The sequence below is a fragment of the Micromonospora sp. NPDC005254 genome, assembly GCF_042872525.1.
GTDB lineage: Bacteria > Actinomycetota > Actinomycetes > Mycobacteriales > Micromonosporaceae > Micromonospora.
Genome location: NZ_JBIAKM010000011.1, coordinates 33,680 through 54,593 on the forward strand (window position 1 = coordinate 33,680; position 20,914 = coordinate 54,593).

Consider the following 20,914-nt stretch of genomic DNA (forward strand, 5'->3'; position numbering starts at 1 on the left):
GGGCCCGGCGCCCCCGGGCCCCCCCCCGGCGGGGGGGCGGGGGGGGGGGGGGGGGGGGGGGGGTGTGCCGGCCCGGGGGGGGGGGGGGGGGGGCGGCCCCCCCCCCCCCCCCACCGCCGGGCGATCAGTCCAGGTCGAACTCGCCGTCCTGCGCGCCCGCGACGAACGCGTCCCACTCGGCCTGGGTGAAGACGAGCACGGGGCCCTCCGGCTCGGCGGAGTTGCGCATCCCGATCAGATCGTCGACGAACGCGACCTCGACGGCGCTCTCCGAGGTGTCCCCCTCGGCCCGTTGCCAGACGGCCCGGGAGAGGTCGAAATCGCCCTTGGGGTGCTGCGCCATGGTTCTTTCCTCCAGTGCGGGGGCCGTCTGGGGACCGCGTGCCGATCCCCATCGGGCAGGATAAGCGGATGCCGAGCCTGACCCGTGTAGAGGCGACCGCGCGTGGCGCGGCGATTACTGTCGAGTCCTATCAGGTGGACCTCGACCTGACCGGCGACGGGGACCTGTTCCGTTCCCGCGTCGAGATCCGGTTCCGGGCGACCCCCGGCACCGCGACCTTCGCCGAGGTCAAGCCCGCCAACCTCCTCGCGGTACGCCTCAACGACCGCGACGTCGACCCCGGCACGTTGACCGACAACCGACTGCCGCTGGCCGACCTCGCCGAGACGAACACCCTGTTCGTCGAGGCGGAGATGGCGTACTCCAACGCCGGGGAGGGGCTGCACCGCTTCGTCGATCCGGCCGACGGCGAGACCTATCTCTACGCGATGTCGTTCCTCGACAACGCCCAGCGCATCTTCGCCGCGTTCGACCAGCCCGACCTCAAGGCCCCGTTCACCCTCACGGTCACCGCGCCGCCGCAGTGGACCGTCTCCGGCAACGCCGAGGTGGTCGCCACCCCGGCCCCGGGGCGCTGGGAGTTCGCCCCGACCGCGCCGCTGGCGACGTACTTCTTCTCGCTGATCGCCGGGCCGTACCACGTCCGCCGGGCCGAGCACGACGGTGTGCCGCTGGGCCTCTACTGTCGACGGTCGCTCGCCGAGCACCTCGACGCCGACGCCGAGGAGATCTTCACCGTCACCGGGCAGTGCCTGGACCGGTTCCACCAGCTCTTCACCGAGCGCTACCCGTTCGGCAAGTACGACCAGGCGTTCGTCCCCGAGTTCAACGCCGGGGCGATGGAAAATCCGGGCATCGTCACCTTCCGCGACGACTACGTGTTCCGCTCGGCGGTCACCGACACCCAGCGCGAGCTGCGGGCCACCACCATCGCCCACGAGATGGCGCACATGTGGTTCGGTGACCTGGTCACCATGCGCTGGTGGGACGACCTGTGGCTCAACGAGTCGTTCGCCGAGTACCTGGGCACCCGGGTCACCGCCGAGGCGACCCGCTTCGACCAGTCGTGGACCACGTTCGCCATGCGCCGCAAGGCCTGGGGGTACGCGGCGGACCAGCGCCCCTCCACCCACCCGGTCGCCCCGCCGGAGGTGGCCGACGCCGACGAGGCCCTGCTCAACTTCGACGGCATCTCGTACGCCAAGGGCGCCTCCGTGCTGCGGCAGCTCGTGGCGTGGCTCGGCGACGAGGCGTTCCTCGCCGGCCTGAACGCGCACTTCGCGGCGCACCGCTTCGGCAACGCCACCCTCGCCGACCTGCTGGCCAGCCTGAGCACGGCCAGCGGCCGGGACCTGTCCGGATGGGCCGAGCTGTGGCTGCGCCAGCCGCAGGTCAACACGCTGCGCGCCGAGGTCGCCGTCGACGCCGACGGCCGCTACACCGAGGTCGCCGTGGTGCAGACCGCGCCCGAGTCGCATCCGGTGCTGCGTCCGCACCGCATCGGCGTGGGCCGGTACGCGGCGGACGGCACGGTGCGGCGCGACGAGGTGGATCTCGACCCGGCCGTCGACGGTGGTCGGACCGTGCTCGGCGCGTTGACCGGCGAGCCGGCGGCCCGGGTGCTGCTGCTCAACGACGGTGACCTCACCTTCGCCAAGGTGCGCCTCGACCCGGCGTCGGCGGACGCCGTCGCGCTGGTCCTGCCGGGCCTGGCCGACCCGCTCACCCGGGCGGTGCTCTGGAGCGAGGCACTGGACGCGGTGACCGACGGTGAACGGCCGGTCAGCGGCCTCGTCGACCTGATGGTCGCGGCGCTGCCGGCCGAGACCGAGGTGATCATCGCGGAGGACGTGCTGACCCTCAGCCGGTCCCTGGTGGACCGCTACCTCGACCCGCTGGCCCGTTCGGCGGCGCTGGCCCGGGTCGCCCTGGCCTGCCGACAGCTGCTGGACGGCGCCACGGCGGGGGAGTCGTTGCAGCTCGCCGCCGCGCGCGGCTGGATCGCCGCGACCACCGACACGGACCTGCTCGTCGGTTGGCTCGCCGGCCGGGACGTACCGCCGGGGCTGAAGGTCGACGCCGAGCTGCGGTGGGCGGTGCTGCGCCGGCTCGTGGTGCTGGGCGCGGCCGGGGAGGCGGAGATCGCCGCCGAGGCGGCCGCCGACGTCAGCTCCACCGGCGCGGAACGGGCCGCCCGCTGCCGGGCCGCTCTGCCCGACCCGGCCGCCAAGCAGGCGGCATGGGAGATCATCGTGCGCGACACCGAGCTGTCCAACCGGCTGCTGGAGGCGACGGCCGAGGGGTTCTGGCAGCCCGAGCAGGCCGACCTGACCGCCGCGTACGTCGAGCGGTACTTCACGGAGATGCCGGCCGCCGCGCGTCGGCGTACCGCGTGGACGGCCGACCGGGTGGCGAAGCTGGCGTTTCCCCACTACGCCGTGGCGCAGCCGACCCGGGAGGCGGCCGCGGCGCTGCTGGCCCGCGACGACCTGACCCCGGGCCTGCGCCGGGTGGTCACCGACACGGACGACGACCTGCGGCGCGCGCTCGTCGCCCGGACGGCGGTGGCCGCCGCCGCAGCCTGAGGCGGGGTCACGGCGGCAGCCTGAGGCTGGGCCGCCGAGACGATCCGGTGCCGGCAGGGCGCGGGGCGGCCTGGCCACCCCGCGCCCTGCGGTCAGCGCAGCGCGGGCTCCGCCGTCACCGGGGCGTCGAAGTCGATGACGTGGCGCTGCTCGTGGGCGATGGTCCGTTCCGGGTCCATCGCCGTGCGCACGAGCAGCGGCATCAGCAGCGGCATCAGCGTCCGCGCGACCGGCCCCGGGGCCTTGGTGTGGTTGATCCGCGCCGCGCGGGCGGCGACCTTCTCGACCCGGGTACGGCGCAGCCGCACGTACGCGTCGAACGCCGACGCCACGTCGGGCAGGTCCCGCAGGCAGCGGGCGAGCTGCACCCCGCTCTCGATGGCGAGCGAGGCGCCCTGCCCGGAGCTGTTCGACGGCGCGTGCGCCGCGTCGCCGACCAGCACCATCCGGCCCCGGTGCCAGTGCGGCACGGGCGGCATGATCTGCAACGACCCGACGACCTGGAGTTCGTCGGCGTTGCTGGTGGCCATCAGCTCCCCGCCCGGGTCGTCGTCGCCGTAGGTGGTGCGCAGCGTGTCCAGCCACTGCTCCGCCGGCACCGTGCGGGCCTCGACGAGGCTCATCGGCCGCTGCTGCGGCAGGTTGGCCCCCCAGCGGGTGCCGCCGCCGGGCTCCGGCCAGTACAGGTAGTAGCCGCGTCGCCCGAACGCGAACGTCATCGTGCCCGCCTCGGCGCTCACCTCGTGCCGGGCGACCGCCTCGAAGCCGAGCAGCCCGGTGAACCGGGGGCCGGGCGCGGCCGGGTCGATGAGGCCACGGACCGTGGACCGGATGCCGTCCGCGCCGACCAGGACGTCGGCGGTGGCCGTGCTGCCGTCCTCGAAGCGCGCGGTCACGCCGCTGTCGGTCTGCTCGACGGCGACAAGCCGCCGGCCGTACGCGAAGGCGACGCCCTCGGCGACCGCCCGGTCGTGCAGAACCCGGTGCAGCTCGGCCCGGTGCACCACGCGCAGCGGCGGCACTCCGGCCAACGTGGGCAGGTCGATGCGCCGACGGCCGACGGCCATGACGGTGCGGTCGATCGGGGTGGCGATCGCCGTCACCGCCTCGTCCGCGCCGACCGCCCGCAGGGCCGCCACGCCGTTGGGCGCGAGCGCGAGGGTGCCGCCGATGCCGCCCACCCCGGCGGCGGTCGCCGGGTACGCCTCGTGAACGGTGGCGGTGATGCCGGCGCGGTGTAGCGCGAGCGCCGTCACCGGGCCGGCGATGCCGCCGCCGATGACGATCGCGGTTCGTACCGTGGTCATGCTCTCTCCCTGGGTGTCGTCGGGTGCGTGCGTGCGAACCGACCTGGGAGGGAACCCGGTTATCCTCATGACTGCCGCTTCGGGCCGGGTGCCTGCTCAGGTGTCGGTTCGAGGTAGGGCTCCGGCGGGGTGTTGGCGCACCCCGCCGGAGCTGTCTTCTCAGTCGGCGTTGTCGGGGTCGCTGCTGGTCCTCTCGGCCAGCTCGATCAGCTCGGCCGGCATCTCGCCGGTCTCGTGGAAGGCCCGCCACGTGTCCAGCCCCGGGTAGCTGCCCGAGGTCAGCTCGGCGAGCAGGGCCCGCAGCCAGGTCGCCTCAGCGGCTCGCATGGCCAGGTCGTACTCCGACTCCACCAGGAACAGCCGGGGGATCTCCCGCAGGTGGGCGTCGAGCGTCTCGCGGTCCCGGCGGAGCGCGTCGTCCAGCCGGTCGAGTCGCTGCCGGAGCAGGTCGGTGGCCTCGTCGGGATGCAGGGCGGCGAGGACGGACAGGCCGGCCCGGAAGCGGGGATGCTCCGGCATCGGCGTGGCGACCAGCTCGCGCGCCCAGTCGACCAGCTCGGCCCGCCCCGCGTCGGTGATCCGGTAGACGGTGCGTTCCGGGCGTCGGCCCTCGCGGACGCTCTCCACCGCGGCGATCAACTGGTGTTTGTCCAGGTTGCGGATGACCGTGTAGAAGGAGCCCCACTTGATCTCCATGTCCTGGTCCTTGCCCCAGGCGCGCAGGGTGCTTGCCATCTCGTAGGGGTGCATGGGCCGCTGGACGAGGGCGGAGAGCACGGCCAGTGCCAGCAGGTTGCCGACCTTGCGCCGCTTCGGCATGACGTCCCCTTACTCGCCGACAATTACTCGTAGGCGAGTATATGCGCGGGATCGGTCGCCTGGCGACCCCCTCGCGCGCCGGGCCGGAGCGGCCGGCCACGATGCCCGGCCTACGATCACGGGGTGGAGGAAGATATCCGGCGGATCGGGATCATGGGCGGCACCTTCGACCCGATCCACCACGGGCACCTCGTCGCGGCCAGTGAGGTGGCGGACCGGTTCGGCCTGGACGAGGTGGTGTTCGTCCCGACCGGGCAGCCATGGCAGAAGGCTGACGAACCGGTCAGCCCCGCCGAGGACCGGTACCTCATGACGGTCATCGCCACCGCCTCCAACCCCCGGTTCCAGGTCAGTCGGGTCGACATCGACCGCAGCGGGCCCACCTACACCGTCGACACCCTGCGCGACCTTCAGGCCGAGTACGGCCCCAAGGTGCAGCTGTTCTTCATCACCGGCGCGGACGCGCTGCAACGCATCCTGTCCTGGAAGGACCTGGACGAGATCTTCGAGCTGGCCCACTTCATCGGGGTGACCCGCCCCGGCTTCCCGCTGACCGACGAGCACCTTCCGGCGGACACGGTCAGCCTGATCCAGGTGCCCGCGATGTCCATCTCGTCGACCGACTGCCGCGCCCGGGTCGCCCGGGGCGAACCGGTCTGGTATCTGGTGCCCGACGGTGTGGTGCAGTACATCGCCAAGCGACGCCTCTATCAGCCCTGATCACGTCCGGTATGCACCGTTCCGTACGTCTAATCGACCAGAACTGACGGGTCGTGACCTCGCCGGGTGTGAGACGCTTGGTGGATCGCACGCCTGATCGAAGGAGAACGGTGACAGTTTCCGAACGCGCGCACGAGCTGGCAATGGCAGCCGCCCAGGCCGCCGCCGACAAGAAGGCGCAGGACATCGCGATCATCGACGTCGGCGACCAGCTCGCCATCACCGACGCGTTCCTGCTCGCCGCCGCCCCCAACGAGCGTCAGGTGCTCGCCATCGTCGACGCCATCGAGGAGCGCCTGCTGGAGCTTCCGGAGAAGGCCAAGCCGATCCGGCGCGAGGGTGAGCGGGGCGGCCGCTGGGTGCTGCTCGACTACGTCGACATCGTGGTGCACGTCCAGCACACCGAGGAGCGCGAGTTCTACGGGCTCGACCGCCTCTGGAAGGACTGCCCCACCATCCCGTTCGTCGACCGCGACCTGGTCGAGGCCGACGCCGGCGGGACCGCCGCAGCCGAATGACCCGGCTGATCGTCTGGCGGCACGGCAACACCGACTGGAACGCCGCCAACCGCGTCCAGGGGCAGACCGACGTACCCCTCAACGAGCTGGGCCGCGACCAGGCCCGCGTCGCCGCCCCGCTGCTCGCGTCGCTGCGTCCCGACGCCATCGTGTCCAGCGACCTGAGCCGCGCCGCGGAGACCGCGGCGGCCTTGGCCGCGCTGACCGGGCTGCCGGTCCGCACCGACGCCCGGTTGCGCGAGCGGCACTTCGGCCAGTGGCAGGGCCTGCACCTCACCGAGGTCGCCGAGCGTTTCCCCGCCGAGTACGCCCGCTGGCGGGCTGGCGACCCCGCCCCGGGGGCGGACCTGGAGCCGCTGGACGCCCTCGGCGAGCGGGTCGCCGCGGCGTTCCTGGCGGCGGCCGACGTGGCCCCCGGCGGGACCGTGGTCATCGCGACCCACGGCGGTGGCTCCCGCCAGGGCGTCGGCCACCTGCTCGGCTGGCCCTCCGGCGTGCTGCGCACCATCGGCTCGCTGGCCAACTGCCACTGGTCCGAGCTGCGGCACGACGACGTTCGAGGCTGGCAGCTACGGGGGCACAACGTCGGCCTGGTCACCGCCCCGGCCGTCGTCGACGCGGTCTGAGCGCCGTTCCCGCCCGCCGCCGGCGCGCTCGCGCCTCGGCGTATCCCGCCGTGATCGGCTAGCGTGCCGGGCATGCCCGTCGCGGTCGTCACCGACTCCACCGCCTACCTTCCGCCCGAGCTGGTGCGGCGGCACCGGCTGACCGTCGTTCCGCTGACCGTCGTGCTCAACGGCGCGGAGGGTCTGGAGGGGGTGGAGACCCAGCCCGCCGACGCCACCAGGGCGCTGCGCGAGCGGCGGGTCTCGGCCAGCACCTCCCGCCCGGCCCCCGAGCAGTTCGCACGGACGTACCGCCGCCTCTTGGACGACGGCGCCGACGGCGTCGTCTCGGTACACCTGTCCGCCGGCCTGTCCGGCACCGTCGAGGCGGCCCGGCTGGCCGCTGCCGACTTCGACGGTCGGGTCGAGGTCGTCGACAGCCGATCCGCCGGCATGGGGCTCGGCTTCCCGGCCATCGCGGCCGCCGCGGCCGCCGAGGCCGGGGCAGACCTCGCCGGTGTACGCGACGCGGCGCTCGCCTCCGTCGCCCGGACCACCGTCTGGTTCTACGTCGACACGTTGGAGTTCCTCCGCCGGGGTGGCCGGATCAACGCGGCCGAGGCGCTGTTCGGCACCGCCCTGTCGGTCAAGCCGATCATGCACATGCCGGACGGGGCGATCGTGCTGCGCGAGAAGGTGCGTACCGCCAGCCGGGGAGTGGCCCGTCTCGTCGACCTGGCCGTCGAGGCGGCCGGCGACGACGACGTGGACCTCGGCGTACACCACCTGGCCGCGCCGGAACGTGCCGAGGCGCTGCTCGCCGCGCTCACCGAGCGACTCGGTGCACGGCTGCACGACACGTACGTCTCCGAGGCCGGCGCGGTGGTCGCCGCGCACGCCGGGCCGGGGCTGGCGTGCGTGGTCGTGCACCGCCGATCGGACGGCTGAGCCGGTGGCCACCACGTGCGTGGTGACCGGTGGCGGCCGTGGCGTCGGCCGGGCCGTGGTGCAACGGCTGGTGACGACCGGCGTCACAGTCGTCGTCGTGGAGCGCGACGCCGAGGCGGTGGACTGGCTGGCCGGGCACCCGGCCGCCGACCGCCTGCTGCCGGTGGTCGGCGACGCCGGCGACGAGCGGGTGGCCGAGCACGCCGCCGAGGTGGCGGAGCGCGCCGGCCGTCTCACCGGCTGGGTGAACAACGCGGCGGTGTTCCGGGACGCGGCGCTGCACTCGGCGTCGGCCGACACCGTCCTGGACCTGATCGGGCTGAACCTGCGCCCGGCCGTGGTGGGCGCGGCGGTGGCGGTCCGCCGGTTCCTGGCCGCCGGCACGGGCGGGGCCATCGTGAACGTCTCGTCGCACCAGGCCCGCCGGCCGGTGTCGGGCGCCCTGCCGTACGCCACGGCGAAGGCCGCCGTGGAGGGGCTGACCCGGGCGCTGGCCGTCGAGTACGGGCGGCACGGTATCCGCGCCAACGCCGTCGCGCTCGGCTCGATCGCCACCGAGCGGCACGCCGAGTTCCTCGCCGCGCAGGAGCCGTCCCAGGCCGAGTGGATCGACGCCGAGCTGACCCGGCTGCATCCGGTGGGCCGGATCGGGCGCGCGGACGAGGTGGCGGAGGCGGTCGCGTACCTGCTGTCGCCGGCGGCGAGCTTCGTCAATGGGGTGACGCTGCCGGTCGACGGCGGACGAGCCGTACTCGGCCTCGACCCGGAGGCCCGCTGACCCGGCGCGAGCGTGCCGCCTCCGGGTCGTGGTGACGACCCGGAGACGGCCCGACAGGCGGCCTGATCAGCTACGCAGGGCCCACTGCTGGTTCTGCTGCCCGTTGCAGGCCCAGAGGATGACCTTCGTGCCGTTGGCGGTGGCGGCGCCGTTGGCGTCGAGGCAGAGCCCGGACTGGACGCCGGTGATGGAACCGTTCGCGTTGACGTTCCACTGCTGGTTGGCGCCGCCGTGGCAGTCCCAGATGATGACCTGGGTGCCGTTGGTGGTGCCCTGGCCGTTGGCGTCGAGGCACTTGTTGCCGTACACCTGGATCTGCTTTGCGGCGGTGTAGGTCCAGCGTTGGGCGGTGCTGTTGCTGATGCAGTCCCACAGTTGCACCTGGGTGCCGTTGGTGGTGGTGCCGTTCGGTACGTCGACGCAGCGGCCGGACTGCGCGCCCACGACCTGGACGTTCTGCTGCGGGTTGCCGCCGGTGGCGGGGGTGTAGGCGGCAGCGGCGATGTTGGCCTGCACGGCGTCCTCGGTGGCGGCCGACGGGTAGCCGGACGTCAACACACCCTCGAAGAAGGTGCCCCGGCCGGTGATGCTGTTGTCGCCGCCGATACCGAGCAGGATGGCCCCCTCCTTCTTCATGGGGTTGTAGCCGTTGGGGCGTCGACCGTCGAAGTAGGTGGTCAGGCCGCCCGACTGCGCGTTCCCACCCCGGATCGCCCAGTGGTTCGGCTCGCCCTTGACCATGGCGGTGACGAAGCGGTGGTTGATGGACGCGATGTTGTTGTAGCCCGCGTTCACCCCGGAGAAGAGCCCCCACTCCAGGTCGGCCATGATCCAGGGGCCCGCCCCTGCTCCGTAGCCCCACTGCTTGTTGGCGCCGAAGTAGACGGTCTCCATGATGGCGCGTTCGTCGGCCTGGACGTTGGTCTGCGCGTTGCCGTAGTCGAAACAGCACCACTGGTTGTAGTGCGTGCCGTCGACGACCGCGTAGATGCCCTCGGGCTGGTCGCCGGTCGCGACGCCGTTGGTGTTGTTGTTGCGGTAGCCGGTGCCGGGGGCGATGTAGACGCCGTACGCCTTCTGACCGCCGATGGTGACCGGTGCCGCCTTCGCGTCGGCGAGGTTGTCGTACCCGCCGGCGGCGGGGCCGGTGAAGCCGCCCGGAGGCGCCTGGGTCAGGCGGTTGTTGCGGCCGGACTGGTCGTAGATGACCGTGATGACGCAGTTCGTGTTGGCGCAGAACGTGTCCTGCGTGGCGGCGTTGGCGACGCCGCCGGCAGTGAGCACGCCGACGTCGCGGGTGGTGTTGTCCGACGAGCGGCGGACCTGGTAGAGCGGGCCGTTGTACGCCCCGTACAGGGCTCGGGTGGTGCTGTGCGCGGCCACGCACGGCGTGCCGCCGGAGGCGTAGATGTCGCACGGGCCGGTCCCGGCGGCCCGGGCGACGCCGGGCGTCTCGGAGACCACGTAGACGCCGGCCCCGGCGACGAGGACCAGCAGGGTCCCCGCGGCGGCCAGCGAACGGCTCAGCCTTCTCTTCACGTCCATGGATTCCTCTTCGGTGGTGGGGGGTGATGGGAATGGGTGGCGGTCAGGGATCCCACGGACGTCGACGGAGGGCGGGTGTCCGTCGTGTGGGCGCACTTCAGCGGGACGGGACGTGCCGCGTGGCCCGTCCTCGGTGGACGGGCGCGGTGCGGGATCGGTCCGCCGGGCGCCGGCCCATCGTGACGTCACACGTCATACCTGTAACATTAATAGTCGTCCATGCGTGTGCGCTACCTCCCGTGCCCAGCCGCGGGTGCGCCGCGACTGCTCGTCGCCCCGGGCGGCCCAATAGCAGATCGGGACATGATCAGGGCGTTGTCCACAGTGGCGCCGGTTGTCCACAGGTCGACGCCGGAGCGCCCCGGCGTGCCGCCCGTCGGCCCTAGCGTCGCGGTGTGTCGCAGGACGAGGAGACAGAGGTACGCCAGCGTCTGCGCCGGTTGACGGCCCCGACGGGTGGCGGCGTGCCGATCGCGGGGGCGCTCCCGTTCGGCGTGCCGCCACCCCGAGATGGCGTGCCGCCCGCGGGGGCGCTTCCGTTCGGCGTGCCGCTGCCCCGGATCGGTGCGCCGTTGACCGACCCGGCGGCGCACGGGTCCCCCGACTCCGACGGCGGCGCCGCACGGCTGCCCGGCCCGGGGGCGTTCGATCCGGGGCGGCGCGGCGTGCGGGCGTTGGCGGTGGTCGCCCTCGTGGTGGTGCTGGCCGCCGCTGGTTGGGCCTGGCGGTCCCGGCCGCACGCGGAACCGGTCACTCCGTCGACCGGCGCGGCGGCCCCGGCCGTCTCGGCCGAGCAGGGGAGCGCGTCGCCGGCCGGCGAGCTGGTGGTGGCGGTCGCGGGCAAGGTGCGCCGGCCCGGGTTGGTGCGCCTGCCGGCCGGGGCTCGGCTCGCCGACGCCGTGCAGGCGGCCGGCGGCCCGCTGCCCGGTGTCGACGTGGCGCTGCTCAACCCCGCTCGCAAGGTCACCGACGGCGAGTTGATCGTGGTCGGGGTGACGCCACCACCGGTGCCGGGGGGTGGGGCCGACCCGGCGGCCGGCGGGGCACCGGCCGCCGGCGGGCCGCTGAACCTCAACACCGCGACGCTGGCCCAGCTCGACGCGCTGCCCGGGGTGGGGCCGGTGCTCGCCCAGCGGATCCTCGCCTACCGGGATCAGCACGGCGGGTTCAAGGGCGTCGGTGACCTGCGCCAGGTCGACGGGATCGGTGACGCGCGCTACGAACAGCTCAAGGATCTGGTGACGGTGTGAGCGGCGCTCATCCCGCGCCGTCGAGCCACCCGGACCTCGCCCAACCCCGGACCCCGCCGCCGGATCTCCGGCTCGCCGGGCTGGCCGTGGCCGCGTGGCTCACCGCGCTCACCGGCCTGCACGTCGGCGTCCGCCCGCTCCTGCTGGTGGGCGGGACAGCGGCCGTGCTGTCGGCGTTCAGCGCCCTGCACCTGCTCGGCCGACTCGGCCACCCCCGGGCTCCCGCCCGTCGGCACGGCTGGATCGCCGTCGCGGTCGGCCTCGGCGTGCTCTGTGGCGCGGCGGCAACCGCTGGCCGCCTGGCTGTCCGGGACGCGCCGCCGATCCACGTCCTGGCCGAGCAGCGCGCTCCGGTCACCGCCGAGCTGGTCGTCCGGGACGATCCGCGCCCGATCCGATCCGCCGGCCGTCCCGGCATGCTGCTGGTGTCGAGCGAGCTGATCCGGCTGACCGGTCCGAACGGCCAGCGGGTTCGGGCGTCGGCGCGGCTGCTGGTCCTGGCCACCGACCCGGGCTGGCGAGGTCTGCTGCCCGGTCAGCGCGTGACCGCCGAGGGTCGCCTCGGCCTTCCGCGCGGCGGCGACCTCACCGCTGCGGTGCTCGGCGCCACCGGGCCCCCCGAGCGTCATGGTGCGCCGTCCTGGGCGCAGCGCGCAGCCGGCACGCTGCGTGCCGGCCTGCAACGGGCCTGTGTGCCCCTCCCCGACGATCCGGGTGGCCTGCTGCCGGGGCTGGTGGTGGGGGACACGAGCCGCCTGCCGCCCGCCGTCGAGGAAGACTTCCGGGCGACCGGAATGACACACCTCAACGCTGTTTCGGGCAGCAACGTCGCGATCGTGTTGGGCGCGGTGCTGCTGTTGGCCCGCTGGGCGCGCGCCGGCCCGTGGCTCGCCGGCCTGCTCTGCGGGGTGGCGCTGGTGGGGTTCGTCATCCTGGTCCGCCCGTCGCCGAGCGTCGTCCGGGCCGCCACGATGGGGGCGATCGGGCTCGTCGCGCTGGCCGCCGGTCGACCGCGGGCCGCGCTGCCCGCACTGGCCGCCGCCGTCACGGTGCTGGTGCTGGTCGACCCCGAGCTGGCCGGTGACGCCGGGTTCGCGCTGTCCGTGCTGGCCACCGGGGGTCTGCTGCTGCTCGCGCCGCGCTGGCGGGACGGGCTGCGCCGCAGGGGTGTCCCGGCCGGACTGGCCGAGGCGTTGGCGGTGCCGGCGGCCGCCCAGGTGGCCTGCGGGCCGGTCGTCGCCGGCATTTCCGGCACGGTCAGCCTGGTGGCCGTGCCCGCCAACCTGCTGGCGGTGCCGGCCATCGCCCCCGCGACGGTGCTGGGCGTGACGGCCGCCGTGCTGTCGCCGGTCTGGCCCGCCGGGGCCGGGTTCGTCGCGTGGCTGGCGAGCTGGCCGGCCTGGTGGCTGGTCGTCATCGCCCGCCAGGGCGCCCGCCTCCCCGCCGGCACCCTGCCCTGGCCGGGCGGCGCGTGGGGCGCACTGCTGCTGGCCGGGCTGACCGTGGCGCTGCTGGTCGCCGCGCGTCGACCGCTGGTGCGCCGAGTGGTGGCGGTCGTCGCCGTCGCCGCGCTGCTCGGCGCCCTCGGCGTCCGGCTGATCGCCACCGGCTGGCCGCCGCCCGGTTGGGTGGTGGTGGCCTGTGCGGTGGGGCAGGGTGACGCCCTGGTGCTGCCCGTCGCCCCCGGCCGGGCGGTGGTGGTCGACGCCGGCCCGGACCCGGGCGCGGTGGACGCGTGCCTGCGACGGCTCGGCATCCGGGAGGTGCCGCTGTTCGTGGTCAGCCACTTCCACGCCGACCACGTGGGCGGGGTGGCCGGCGTGTTCCGGGGGCGGGGGGTGGGCGCCGTGCTGACCCCGCCATCGACGGATCCGGCGAGCGGCCGGGACGCGGTCCGCGCGGCGGCGACGAGCGGACGGGCCACGCTGCTCGGCACCACCGCCGGGGCGCTGCACCGGGTCGGCGGTGTCGACCTGCTCGTGCTCGGTCCGCCGTACCCGCTGGCCGGCACCAGATCCGATCCGAACAACAACTCGTTGATGCTGCGCGCCACGGTCGCCGGCGTGCAGATCCTGCTGCCCGGCGACGCCGAGACCGAGGAGCAGCACGCCGTGCTGGCCCGGACGGCGTCGGGACAGCTGAGGGCGGACGTGCTGAAGGTCGCCCACCACGGCTCGGCGTATCAGGACGACGGCTTCCTGGCCGCCGTACGGCCGGCCATCGCGTTGGTGCCGGTCGGCGCGGGCAACACCTACGGGCACCCGAGCCCGGCGCTTCTGGCCCGGCTCAGCAGGGGCGGCGCCCGGGTCCTGCGGACCGACACCGATGGTGACCTGGCAGCGATCCGGACCGGCCACGGACTGGCGGTGGCCCGCCGAGGGGTGCAACCCGGACGACCACCGTGAGGGTCTGTCCTGCGGACCGACACCGATGGTGATCTGGCGGCGATCCGGACCGGCCATGACCGCGGGTGGGCCGGCTCTGCCGTGGAAATTGCAGCGTTATGGAGGAAATGGTGACCGTCTTGCGGATTAGATGACGAACCGAGATAAATGTCTGGATTTGCGCTTAGTGCGGGCTGCACCGACCGGTCGGCGAATGAGCAGGCCCGTACCCGCCATGGGCCGTGCGAATATGGGCGACGTGACCCCCGCCAGCCTCGCCCCCATTCTGCTCGTCCTCGGCGACGAGGAGCTGCTCGCCACGCGCGCCGTGACCGAAGCTGTCGAGCGGGTCCGCAGCGTCGAGACCGAGGTGGACGTTCGCGAGTACCAGGCAGGTGCGCTCACCGTCGGTGAGATCGCCGAGATGCTCAGCCCATCGCTGTTCGGTGGGCGGCGGCTGCTCATCCTGCGCTCCGGTCAGGACGCCCGCAAGGACCTGGTCGCCGCGCTGCTGGCGTACGCGAAGAATCCCGACCCGGACGTCCAGCTGCTGGTGCTGCACCTGGGCGGGGCCAAGGGCAAGGCGTTCGCCGACGGGCTGCGGTCGGCAGGCGCGACGGTGATCCCGGCGGCCAAGCTCAAGGGGCACCGCGAGCGGGTCGCCTTCGTCCGCGACGAGATCCGCCGGGCCGGCGGCAGGTGCACCGACGACGCCGCCGAGGCGCTGATCGCGGCGGTCGGCAACGACCTGCGCGAGCTGGCGGCCGCCTGCTCCCAGCTCATCGCCGACACCGATGGGCGGATCAGCGCCGAGACGGTGGCCCGCTACTACCGGGGCCGGGTCGAGGTGACCGGCTTCACGGTGGCGGATGCCACAATGGTCGGCGATGTGCCGGCCGCCCTGGAGGCGCTGCGCTGGGCCCTGCACGTCGGTGTCGACCCGGTGCCCATCGCCGACGCCCTGGCCGACGGGGTGCGTACGGTGGCCCGGGTGGCGTCGGCCGGGCGGGGCAACCCGTACCAGCTCGCCAGCAGCCTCGGGATGCCGGCCTGGAAGATCGAGCGGGCGCAGCGGCAGGGGCGCGGCTGGACGCCGGAGGGGCTGGTCCGGGCCATGCAGGTCGCCGCCGAGTGCAACGCGGCCGTCAAGGGTGGCTCGGACGACCGGGCGTACGCCCTGGAGCGCGCGGTCTTCTCGGTGGCGGCCGCCCGGCAGGGCAGCGGCCGGTGACGGGGCCGAACCGTACGGCGTGGGCCACCATGCCCGCCGACGAGGAGCGGTACCGGCCGCTCTACGCCCGGCTCCTCGGCCTGCGGTTCGTCAACCCCGGCGGGGTGCTCTGCTTCCTCTTCTTCGAAGGCGCCATCGCCCTGGCGGTGCTGCTCGCCCTCGCGGAGCTGGTGACCTGGTGGGCGGTGCTGGTGCTGCCCGTGGTGGTGGCGGCGATGGTCAAGCTCAACGACATGGTGGCCGCCGTGGTGGTCCGTTCCGCCGCGCTCGTGCCCGAGCAGGAGCGGGACCGTTTCCGCCGGCAGATGGAGCCGGTCGTCGGCCGGGCCCGGGTCTCGAACGTCGTGACCGCGGTGGTGGTCACGACCGACCCGGTGCGGCCGACCCGCCGCACCGACCCGTCGGACTGACCGCCGCCGAGGCCACGACACGGGCACGCCGATCGGCCTGCCGACGCCACGCCGGCACGTCGACCCGTCCGTGGACACACGGAAGCCCCGGACCGGGGGTCCGGGGCTTTCCGAATCAGTCTGACGGAGTCGTCAGGCGGAGAGTGCCACCACGCGCTTCGCGATCGCGGACTTGCGGTTCGCGGCCTGGTTGGAGTGGATCACGCCCTTGCTGACGGCCTTGTCCAGCTTGCGAGAGGCGTCCAGCATGAGGGCGGTGGCCTTCTCGACGTCACCGGCCTCGGCAGCCTCGTTGAACTTCCGGACGGCGGTCTTCAGCGACGACTTGACCGACTTGTTGCGCAGCCGGGCCTTCTCGTTCTGCCGGTTGCGCTTGATCTGGGACTTGATGTTCGCCACGCGACAGCCTCGTCTTGATAGCTCGGGTTGGTCAGCTTATGCGCGTGATGACGAACATGCGTCATCGCTGCGCGAAGAGCCAGGTTACCAGGTCGCCCGGGACGAGCCAAAACGGCTCGGTCAACGTGCGGCCCATCCCGGCCCGACGACCACCAGACTACGCCCCCGGCAGACCGGCCCCGCCTCCCCGGCAGGCCGGGGCCGTGTCACCGCCAGCCCTGTCGGCGGGCGAGCCAGTCGAGGGCCTGTTCGCCGCTCCACCGCTGGTGCGCCGACCGGTGCGGTGAGGCCGTCGCCGGTGTCGCGTCCGCCCCGGTGAGGTAGTAGCCGGCCAGCGCGGCCAGGGTGGCGTCCAGCGCGTCCGGGGGAGCGCCCGCCGACGCCGGGTGTCCGGCGAAGAATCGGTCGGTGTCCAGCCCGCTGGCGTACGCGGTGAGCAGCAGGCTCACGAGGTCGAACCAGGCCGGCCCGGAACAGGCCCAGGTCCAGTCGCAGAACCAGGCCCGACCGTCACCGCCGATGAGCACGTTGTCCACCCGCAGGTCGCCGTGGATCATGCCGGTCGCGCCGTCCGCGTACCGGGGGAGGCGGGACTCCAGCGCCACCAGCTCGGGCAGTCGGCCCCGGGCGGCGGCGGGCAGCGCCGGGAGCGGCTCCCGGCCGGCGGCGACCTCCTCCCACCACAGGATGTCCGAGCGGGCCAGCTCGGCGAGATGTGGCAGGCCGAGCGCGGTCAGCCCGGCCGGCGGGGCGGCCAGGGCGGCGGCGACCTCGGCGTACGCGGCGAGCGTGGCGTCCAGCTCGGTCCGCGTCCAGGGCAGGCGCGGGGTGTGGCCGTCGACCGCGTCGGTGCAGAGCGCGAACCAGCCGGCCTCGTCCAGCGTCCACCGCAGGCGGGGCGCCGGTAGGCCGGCCGGCAGCCGGTCGAGGATCGCGGCCTCCCGCGCGTACCCCTGCACGAGGCGCGGTTGCTCGACGGCGGGTGCCGCCTTGACGAAGGCCCGACCACCGTCGGCGGTGTCGAGCACGGCGGCGAACCCCCGGGTGAAGCCGGCGGCGGCGATCCGGGCGGTGACCACCGGTGCGCCGAGGCGCCCGGCGATGGCGGCCCGCAGCGCCGCCGGCAGGGCCGGCCACGACGGGCGCAGCGCACCCGCGTGGTACGGCACCGGGGGCAGCGGCGGGGAGGACACCCCACCATGCTGCCCCGGGGTACGTGCGCGGCGCGCGGCGACACTGCCAGACTGCCAAGCCATGAGGACCGAGGACTTCTGGCAGCTGATCGACCAGGCCCGCGCCGGGGGCGGGGGAGAGCCCGGGCCGGTCGCCGCGCGGGCCGTCGCCCTGCTCGCCGAGCGCGACCCGGAGGACATCGTCGGGTACGCCCACCACCAGCGCAGGGTGCTGGCGGCCTCGCACAAGGCGGACCTGTGGGGCGCGGCGTACCTGATCAACGGCGGAGCCTCCGCGGACGGCTTCGAGCACTTCCGGGGCTGGCTGATGACCCAGGGGCGGGCGGTCTTCGCCCGCGCGGTCAGCGACCCCGACTCGCTGGCCGAACTGCCCCAGGTGCGGGCCGCCTCGCTCAGCGGAGAGGAGTTCTCCGCCGAGCAGATGCTCACGGTGCCCTGGGACGCGTACCGCAAGGCCACCGCGTCGGAGCTGCCGGAGGACCGCGAGCCGGTGCGTACGCCCGACCTCAACGACTTCTGGGACTTCGACGACGAGGAGGAGGCCCGCCGCCGCCTGCCCCGGCTGGCCGCGCTGTTCGTCGAGCCGCCCATGGAGTGAGAGGTCGCCGGGGCCGATCCGTCGCCCGCGCAGCGGGCGTACCCCGGCGGCGTGGGAACATGGAGGGGGTCGGCGGCGCGCCGGCCTGTTCACGTCAGCCGACCAGAACGGACCGCTGTGCCACCGAAGCTCGATCCCGGCGCGAACGCCCCTGGTGCCACCGACCCCGGTCGCATCCGGAACTTCGGCATTATCGCCCACATCGACCACGGGAAGTCGACCCTGGCCGACCGGATGTTGCAGCTCACCGGCGTGGTCGACCCCCGGCAGATGCGCGCGCAGTACCTGGACCGGATGGACATCGAGCGCGAGCGCGGCATCACCATCAAGAGCCAGGCCGTCCGGATGCCGTGGACCATCCGCGACGGCGAGCGGGCCGGTGAGCACGCGGTGCTCAACATGATCGACACCCCGGGGCACGTCGACTTCACCTACGAGGTGTCCCGGTCGCTGGCCGCCTGCGAGGGCGCCGTGCTGCTGGTCGACGCCGCGCAGGGCATCGAGGCGCAGACCCTGGCCAACCTCTACCTGGCGCTCGAGAACGACCTGCGCATCATCCCGGTGCTCAACAAGATCGACCTGCCGGCTGCCCAGCCGGAGAAGTACGCCGAGGAGTTGGCCCACCTCATCGGCGGGGACCCCGCCGACTGCATCCGGGTCTCCGGCAAGACCGGCGAGGGCGTGCCGTACCTGCTCGACGAGATCGTCCGGCAGTTCATCCCGCCGGTCGGCGACGCCGAGGCGCCCGCCCGGGCGATGATCTTCGACTCGGTGTACGACGTCTACCGCGGCGTCGTCACGTACGTCCGGGTCATCGACGGCCGGATCAGCGCCCGCGACCGGATCAAGATGATGTCCACCGGGGCGGTGCACGAGCTGCTGGAGATCGGCGTCATCTCACCGGAGATGGTGAAGGCCGAGGCGCTCGGCGTCGGCGAGGTCGGCTACCTGATCACCGGTGTGAAGGACGTCCGGCAGTCCCGGGTCGGTGACACGGTCACCATCAACGCCCGGCCGGCGGCCGAGGCGCTGGGTGGCTACAAGGACCCGAAGCCGATGGTCTACTCCGGCCTCTACCCGATCGACGGGTCCGACTACCCGAACCTGCGTGAGGCCCTGGACAAGCTCAAGCTCAACGACGCAGCCCTGGACTACGAGCCGGAGACCTCCGGCGCGCTCGGGTTCGGCTTCCGCTGCGGCTTCCTCGGCCTGCTCCACCTGGAGATCATCCGAGAGCGGCTGGAGCGCGAGTACAACCTCGACCTGATCTCCACCGCGCCCAACGTGGTGTACCGGGCGATCACCGACGACGGCGCCGAGATCGTCGTCACCAACCCCAGCGAGTACCCCACCGGCAAGATCGCCGAGGTGTACGAGCCGGTGGTGCGGGCCACCGTGCTGACGCCCAACGACTACGTGGGCGCGGTGATGGAGCTCTGCCAGGGCCGGCGCGGCAGCCTGCTCGGAATGGACTACCTCTCCGCCGACCGGGTGGAGCTGCGCTACACCCTGCCCCTCGCCGAGATCATCTACGACTTCTTCGACCAGTTGAAGAGCCGGACCAAGGGCTACGCCTCACTCGACTACGAGCCGTCCGGCGAGCAGGCGTCCGACCTGGTGAAGGTGGACATCCTGCTGCACGGCGAGCCGGTGGACGCGTTCAGCGCCATCGTGCACAAGGACAAGGCGTACAACTACGGCGTCACGATCGCCGCCAAGCTGCGCACCCTCATTCCGCGCCAGCAGTTCGAGGTGCCGATCCAGGCGGCCATCGGCAGCCGGGTCATCGCCCGGGAGACCATCCGCGCGATCCGCAAGGACGTCCTCGCCAAGTGCTACGGCGGTGACATCAGCCGTAAGCGCAAGCTGCTGGAGAAGCAGAAGGAAGGCAAGAAGCGGATGAAGATGGTCGGCCGCGTCGAGGTGCCGCAGGAAGCCTTCATCGCCGCCCTGTCCTCCGACTCCGGCGACAGCAAGGCCCCCAAGAAGTAACCCCCACCCCCACCCACCTGGGCCCCCGGTCCCGCCCGGCCCGCCTCCCACGCCCCGGTGATCAAGAGGTTTGCGTCAGCCGCAGCCCGGATTCTGACGCAAACCTCTTGATCACCGGGGCCGGGTGGGGGCGCAAGCCCGCCCGGGTGGGTGGGTGGGTGGGAGGTGGTTGGGGGAGGAATTTTTGGGGGCGTGGATGGGGTCGTCGCCCTGGGCAACATGTTGCCTGACCTGTGTGGACGCGCTCCCACCCCAATCGACGCAGCCGTCCGGCATCGACGCCGACAACTTCTCTGCGGTTGAGTCGGTTTGGTTTTTCGGTGGGTCGGGAACTTAGTCGTCACGACAGGAAGCACACATTGTGTGTCAGACATTCTTAGAAGGAGGGCGACCGTGGAGCTCACCGTGTGGGGCATCATCACTGCCATCGTTGTTGGTCTCATCGTCGGGGCGCTCGGCCGCCTGGTTGTTCCGGGCCGGCAGAACATGCCGATCTGGCTGCACCTGCTGATCGGTGTTGGCGCGGCTCTGCTGGGTACGGTGCTGGCGCGGGCGATGGGTATCGCGACCGAGACGGCCGGTATCGACTGGACGGAGCTGCTGGTGCAGGTCGTGGTGGCCGCGATCGCGGTCGCGCTGGTGGCCGGCGTGGGTGGCCGCCGCCGCGTCACCCGATAACACCAGCACACCCGTAACACCGAACCACTTCCGAGGGGCGCCCGGCCGACAGGCCGGGCGCCCCTCGGCGTTCGCCGGGCCGGCCGCGCGGACCGGTTCATGCTCGTGCGCAGCCAGCGCACCCCCGGCCAAGCCCAGTCGATCGCGGTGTCCCGGTCCGCGTCGCCCGGGGGCCCGGTGGAACGTGTTGACCAAGTCGTGATCGTCTGAGCCGCGAAGTCGGTTTGGATTTTCGGTGGGTCGGGAACTTAGTCGTCACGACAGGAAGCACACATTGTGTGTCAGACATTCTTAGAAGGAGGGCGACCGTGGAGCTCACCGTGTGGGGCATCATCACTGCCATCGTTGTTGGTCTCATCGTCGGGGCGCTCGGCCGCCTGGTTGTTCCGGGTCGGCAGAACATGCCGATGTGGCTGCACCTGCTGATCGGTATCGGTGCGGCTCTGCTGGGTACGGTGCTGGCGCGGGCGATGGGTATCGCGACCGAGACGGCCGGTATCGACTGGACGGAGCTGCTGGTGCAGGTCGTGGTGGCCGCGATCGCGGTCGCGCTGGTGGCCGGCGTGGGTCGCCGCCGCAGCGTCACCCGGTAACAACCTGGCATCACCGCA

20 protein-coding genes are annotated in these 20,914 nt (G+C 73.1%); 14 read left to right on the forward strand and 6 right to left on the reverse strand.

Annotated features, from left to right (window positions below; genetic code table 11):
• Positions 1-124: 124 nt before the first annotated feature.
• Positions 125-343 (reverse strand): DUF397 domain-containing protein, encoded by a 219-nt coding sequence (locus tag ACFYPR_RS28500; protein WP_007464035.1) that lies wholly within the window; start codon positions 341-343, stop codon positions 125-127.
• Positions 344-411: 68 nt separating this feature from the next.
• Here ACFYPR_RS28500 and pepN point away from each other — a divergent pair, with 68 nt between their 5' ends.
• The gene (gene pepN / locus ACFYPR_RS28505) at positions 412-2,928 is read left to right on the forward strand and encodes an aminopeptidase N (RefSeq protein WP_387263476.1); all 2,517 of its coding nucleotides are present in this window, start codon (positions 412-414) and stop codon (positions 2,926-2,928) included.
• A gap of 92 nt (positions 2,929-3,020) precedes the next feature.
• Here the strand turns inward: pepN and ACFYPR_RS28510 are convergent, their stop codons facing one another.
• Together ACFYPR_RS28510 and ACFYPR_RS28515 are read right to left on the reverse strand one after the other, a co-directional pair.
• Positions 3,021-4,235, reverse strand: coding sequence for an FAD-dependent monooxygenase (locus tag ACFYPR_RS28510; RefSeq protein WP_387186060.1), 1,215 nt, complete (start codon positions 4,233-4,235; stop codon positions 3,021-3,023).
• Positions 4,236-4,394: 159 nt separating this feature from the next.
• Entirely contained in the window at positions 4,395-5,054 is a 660-nt protein-coding gene (locus tag ACFYPR_RS28515; protein WP_355067046.1) for a PadR family transcriptional regulator, read from the reverse strand.
• Between the two features lie 123 nt (positions 5,055-5,177).
• On the opposite strand from ACFYPR_RS28515, the gene nadD reads away from it, so the two are divergent.
• The 5 genes from nadD to ACFYPR_RS28540 all read left to right on the forward strand — a co-directional run bounded on the left by nadD (position 5,178) and on the right by ACFYPR_RS28540 (position 8,623).
• Positions 5,178-5,774 (forward strand): nicotinate-nucleotide adenylyltransferase, encoded by a 597-nt coding sequence (gene nadD / locus ACFYPR_RS28520; RefSeq protein WP_203178711.1) that lies wholly within the window; start codon positions 5,178-5,180, stop codon positions 5,772-5,774.
• Between the two features lie 110 nt (positions 5,775-5,884).
• Entirely contained in the window at positions 5,885-6,292 is a 408-nt protein-coding gene (rsfS, locus tag ACFYPR_RS28525) for a ribosome silencing factor (RefSeq protein WP_354857937.1), read from the forward strand.
• Positions 6,289-6,918 carry a histidine phosphatase family protein gene (locus ACFYPR_RS28530; protein WP_354857940.1) on the forward strand — a complete coding sequence of 210 codons (630 nt, stop codon included), beginning with the start codon at positions 6,289-6,291 and terminating at the stop codon, positions 6,916-6,918. The genes rsfS and ACFYPR_RS28530 overlap by 4 nt, the downstream gene beginning before the upstream one ends.
• 72 nt (positions 6,919-6,990) lie before the next feature.
• The gene (locus ACFYPR_RS28535) at positions 6,991-7,845 is read left to right on the forward strand and encodes a DegV family protein (RefSeq protein WP_354857943.1); all 855 of its coding nucleotides are present in this window, start codon (positions 6,991-6,993) and stop codon (positions 7,843-7,845) included.
• 4 nt (positions 7,846-7,849) lie between these two features.
• Positions 7,850-8,623, forward strand: a complete 774-nt coding sequence (locus ACFYPR_RS28540; protein WP_354857946.1) for an SDR family oxidoreductase — start codon at positions 7,850-7,852, stop codon at positions 8,621-8,623.
• A gap of 66 nt (positions 8,624-8,689) precedes the next feature.
• Here ACFYPR_RS28540 and ACFYPR_RS28545 read toward each other — a convergent pair whose 3' ends face one another.
• Complete coding sequence (locus ACFYPR_RS28545) at positions 8,690-10,168, reverse strand: arabinofuranosidase catalytic domain-containing protein (protein WP_354857949.1); 1,479 nt, start codon at positions 10,166-10,168, stop codon at positions 8,690-8,692.
• A gap of 572 nt (positions 10,169-10,740) precedes the next feature.
• Here ACFYPR_RS28545 and ACFYPR_RS28550 point away from each other — a divergent pair.
• The 4 genes from ACFYPR_RS28550 (at position 10,741) to ACFYPR_RS28565 (ending at position 15,443) form a co-directional block, all read left to right on the forward strand.
• Positions 10,741-11,418, forward strand: a complete 678-nt coding sequence (locus ACFYPR_RS28550; protein ID WP_387263663.1) for a helix-hairpin-helix domain-containing protein — start codon at positions 10,741-10,743, stop codon at positions 11,416-11,418.
• On the forward strand, positions 11,415-13,823 hold the full coding sequence (locus ACFYPR_RS28555; protein ID WP_355067050.1) for a ComEC/Rec2 family competence protein: 2,409 nt from the start codon (positions 11,415-11,417) through the stop codon (positions 13,821-13,823). The genes ACFYPR_RS28550 and ACFYPR_RS28555 overlap by 4 nt, the downstream gene beginning before the upstream one ends.
• Before the next feature lie 229 nt (positions 13,824-14,052).
• The gene (holA, locus tag ACFYPR_RS28560; protein ID WP_387186119.1) at positions 14,053-15,033 is read left to right on the forward strand and encodes a DNA polymerase III subunit delta; all 981 of its coding nucleotides are present in this window, start codon (positions 14,053-14,055) and stop codon (positions 15,031-15,033) included.
• A complete protein-coding gene (locus tag ACFYPR_RS28565) occupies positions 15,030-15,443 on the forward strand; it encodes a hypothetical protein (protein ID WP_355067051.1) in 414 nt (137 codons plus the stop codon). Before holA ends, ACFYPR_RS28565 begins: the two co-directional genes overlap by 4 nt.
• 132 nt (positions 15,444-15,575) lie before the next feature.
• Here ACFYPR_RS28565 and rpsT read toward each other — a convergent pair whose 3' ends face one another.
• Complete coding sequence (gene rpsT, locus ACFYPR_RS28570) at positions 15,576-15,842, reverse strand: 30S ribosomal protein S20 (RefSeq protein ID WP_007464006.1); 267 nt, start codon at positions 15,840-15,842, stop codon at positions 15,576-15,578.
• A 206-nt stretch (positions 15,843-16,048) separates the two neighbouring features.
• Positions 16,049-17,035, reverse strand: coding sequence for a phosphotransferase (locus ACFYPR_RS28575; RefSeq protein WP_355067052.1), 987 nt, complete (start codon positions 17,033-17,035; stop codon positions 16,049-16,051).
• 61 nt (positions 17,036-17,096) lie between these two features.
• On the opposite strand from ACFYPR_RS28575, the gene ACFYPR_RS28580 reads away from it, so the two are divergent.
• From ACFYPR_RS28580 to ACFYPR_RS28595, 4 genes are all read left to right on the forward strand, one after another.
• Positions 17,097-17,633 carry a DUF4240 domain-containing protein gene (locus ACFYPR_RS28580; protein WP_354857963.1) on the forward strand — a complete coding sequence of 179 codons (537 nt, stop codon included), beginning with the start codon at positions 17,097-17,099 and terminating at the stop codon, positions 17,631-17,633.
• 117 nt (positions 17,634-17,750) lie between these two features.
• Positions 17,751-19,625, forward strand: coding sequence for a translation elongation factor 4 (gene lepA / locus ACFYPR_RS28585; protein WP_355067053.1), 1,875 nt, complete (start codon positions 17,751-17,753; stop codon positions 19,623-19,625).
• A 393-nt stretch (positions 19,626-20,018) separates the two neighbouring features.
• Positions 20,019-20,303: a GlsB/YeaQ/YmgE family stress response membrane protein gene (locus tag ACFYPR_RS28590; RefSeq protein WP_053656080.1), complete on the forward strand. Its 285-nt coding sequence runs from the start codon at positions 20,019-20,021 to the stop codon at positions 20,301-20,303.
• A 308-nt stretch (positions 20,304-20,611) separates the two neighbouring features.
• Entirely contained in the window at positions 20,612-20,896 is a 285-nt protein-coding gene (locus ACFYPR_RS28595; protein ID WP_007463995.1) for a GlsB/YeaQ/YmgE family stress response membrane protein, read from the forward strand.
• Positions 20,897-20,914 lie beyond the last annotated feature (18 nt).

What these genes read in the sequence shown, in the direction of transcription:
- ACFYPR_RS28500 (WP_007464035.1), bottom strand. Translation starts at nt 343, where the DNA reads ATGGCGCAGCACCCCAAGGGCGATTTCGACCTCTCCCGGGCCGTCTGG.
- pepN (WP_387263476.1), top strand. Translation starts at nt 412, where the DNA reads ATGCCGAGCCTGACCCGTGTAGAGGCGACCGCGCGTGGCGCGGCGATT.
- ACFYPR_RS28510 (WP_387186060.1), bottom strand. Translation starts at nt 4,235, where the DNA reads ATGACCACGGTACGAACCGCGATCGTCATCGGCGGCGGCATCGCCGGC.
- ACFYPR_RS28515 (WP_355067046.1), bottom strand. Translation starts at nt 5,054, where the DNA reads ATGCCGAAGCGGCGCAAGGTCGGCAACCTGCTGGCACTGGCCGTGCTC.
- ACFYPR_RS28530 (WP_354857940.1), top strand. Translation starts at nt 6,289, where the DNA reads ATGACCCGGCTGATCGTCTGGCGGCACGGCAACACCGACTGGAACGCC.
- ACFYPR_RS28535 (WP_354857943.1), top strand. Translation starts at nt 6,991, where the DNA reads ATGCCCGTCGCGGTCGTCACCGACTCCACCGCCTACCTTCCGCCCGAG.
- ACFYPR_RS28545 (WP_354857949.1), bottom strand. Translation starts at nt 10,168, where the DNA reads ATGGACGTGAAGAGAAGGCTGAGCCGTTCGCTGGCCGCCGCGGGGACC.
- holA (WP_387186119.1), top strand. Translation starts at nt 14,053, where the DNA reads ATGGGCGACGTGACCCCCGCCAGCCTCGCCCCCATTCTGCTCGTCCTC.
- ACFYPR_RS28580 (WP_354857963.1), top strand. Translation starts at nt 17,097, where the DNA reads ATGAGGACCGAGGACTTCTGGCAGCTGATCGACCAGGCCCGCGCCGGG.